The sequence below is a fragment of the Methylomonas sp. BG-2 genome (assembly GCF_057766305.1).
In genome coordinates this window covers 1-1,985 of record NZ_JBYMAP010000411.1, presented here as the reverse complement: position 1 = coordinate 1,985, position 1,985 = coordinate 1, and the positions used below count along the sequence as shown (strand labels likewise).

Sequence of the window (1,985 nt, the reverse complement as noted above, 5' to 3'; positions counted from 1 at the left end):
CTCGGAGCGTTCAATATTTGGGGGCGAACTGCTCTCGGCATTCCTCCAAGGTTGCCTTGCTAGCTCGTAAACCCAACTAAACACTAGATCGCAAGGCCCAGCAAGTTTGCAAAATCATGGCAAACTTATTTTTAGTTGGTCAGATTGAAGCAACGCCGCCATTTTCCCCGAGAAGCGTCAATACAGCGCTAAGTGTCCCGAGCGACTAAGCTTATTTCGGCGTTGTTTGACTTGCGTTGACCGGCTGCTCGGTACTAGTCCGGCCGGCGGAACCAAGGGCTCGGGCATTTGCCGGTGCCTGAGAATATGTCGGCGGTCCGTGCGAGGCCCTATAGCGCGCGACGGAGCCACTCTGATGCGGACAATGCCATGATCCCGATTTTTCAAGAGGCCAAACGATGATACCCATTCGAGATTCGATACCTTGCCAGACCAAACCCTACGTGACGTGGGCCGTGATGGCGGTATGCGTGGCGGTTTACGTGGCGATGCTGTTCATGCCGGACGAAGTCAGCCAGCATTTTGCTTATCGGTACGGCATGGTGCCGATCCGCTATTCGAATCCGGATTGGGCATATGCCTTCGGCTTGCCGCCGGATCACTACCTGTCGTTTTTAACCAGTTTGTTCCTGCACGGCGGTTTTCTGCACTTGCTGATGAACATGGTGTTTTTGTGGATATTCGCCGACAACATCGAGGACTTGATGGGGCACTGGCGTTTCCTGGCCTTCTATATCGTGTCCGGACTGCTGGCGACGGTTACGCAGTGGTATTTTTATCCAACCATCGCGATACCGGTGGTCGGTGCTTCCGGAGCGATTGCCGGCGTTTTGGGGGCTTATTTCGTAAGGTTTCCGTACGCGACCGTCGTGATTATGGTGCCGATTCTATTCTATCCGTTGTTTTTTCAGGTGCCGGCCATCGCCTTTTTAGGTTTTTGGGTGATTGTGCAAGTGGGCGACGTGTTCACCGCGGCGATGTTCGACAACGTCGCGGTCGACTCGGCTTGGTGGGCGCATTTGGGCGGTTTCGCGGTCGGTGCCTTGTTGCACCCGTTTTTCATCGACAAGCCGGAAGCCCCCCGCGAGTTGAGTCCACCGGCCGAATGAGGGGGGGAGCGTCGGCCAAAAAGTTGAGGATTCCGTAGGGGTTTTATTTTATAATCTCGGCGTGCAAGGCCGGTCCGCCGGCCGAATCAAGCCGGTTTCCGGCGCTTACCGATTCTTTATTCATTCGAGACATTGAAAACCATGAAAAACCTAAATGTTGCTTTGGTCAGGCTGCTCCAGTTCGTCGTGTTCGTATTGTTCACGTTTATCGTCCTGGTCTATTTCGGCACGATGATTTTGTTGCCGCTGGACATCGTGGTGTTGATCACCAAATTGTTAGGTGTTTTGGGTATCGGCAGCTTGTTCGGTGCGATCGTCGCGGTGCCTTTGGTTGCCTATCTGGGCAAAATCGTTTATAGCACGCCGGGTTTGATCAAGCTTGTGGTCGATAACGGTATCGAGTTGGCCAACGCCGGCAAACAACGCGTCGAGGCCTTCAACGACATCGCCGCCGCCGTCAAATAAGCGCGCCGTGTCGCGAGCGAAAAGGGGGCCGCTTCGGCCCCTTTTTTGTGTCCGTGGGATTCGGGAAATGCCGGGTTGCCCTGGTTTAATTAACATAGTTTAGTTATTTGCCCGGCCGGAATGTCTTCTGAAAGCCTTGGCGGCTCGGGTTGGCGGGATTTGGCGCGAAATCTGCTGCCGCTGCATCGGTCCCGATTACCCGGTTGTCAGCGCATGCCCTCCAAACCCAGCCGCTTGCTGGAAGATTTGTATCTCAGTTGCCAGAGCGAATTGCAGGCCGCGCTCTATGCGCGCGTGCGTTGCCGCGACACCGCCGCCGATCTGTGTCAGGAAGCATTCGCCCGGCTGTGTCGAGCCGAGGACTTATCCGATGTCGGCAACTTGAAAGCCTATTTGTTTAGAACCGCCCAA

Annotated in this window: 3 protein-coding genes; all 3 read left to right on the top strand. The window is 54.9% G+C overall.

The annotated features are described in order from the left end of the window. Positions 1 to 398 precede the first annotated feature (398 nt). Positions 399 to 1,109 (top strand): rhomboid family intramembrane serine protease, encoded by a 711-nt coding sequence (locus AC3B8H_RS20755; RefSeq protein ID WP_488443415.1) that lies wholly within the window; start codon positions 399 to 401, stop codon positions 1,107 to 1,109. A 141-nt stretch (positions 1,110 to 1,250) separates the two neighbouring features. Then, a complete protein-coding gene (locus tag AC3B8H_RS20750; protein ID WP_488443414.1) occupies positions 1,251 to 1,574 on the top strand; it encodes a hypothetical protein in 324 nt (107 codons plus the stop codon). 213 nt (positions 1,575 to 1,787) lie between these two features. After that, on the top strand, positions 1,788 to 1,985 hold a 198-nt coding region (locus tag AC3B8H_RS20745; RefSeq protein ID WP_488443413.1), incomplete at its 3' end, for an RNA polymerase sigma factor.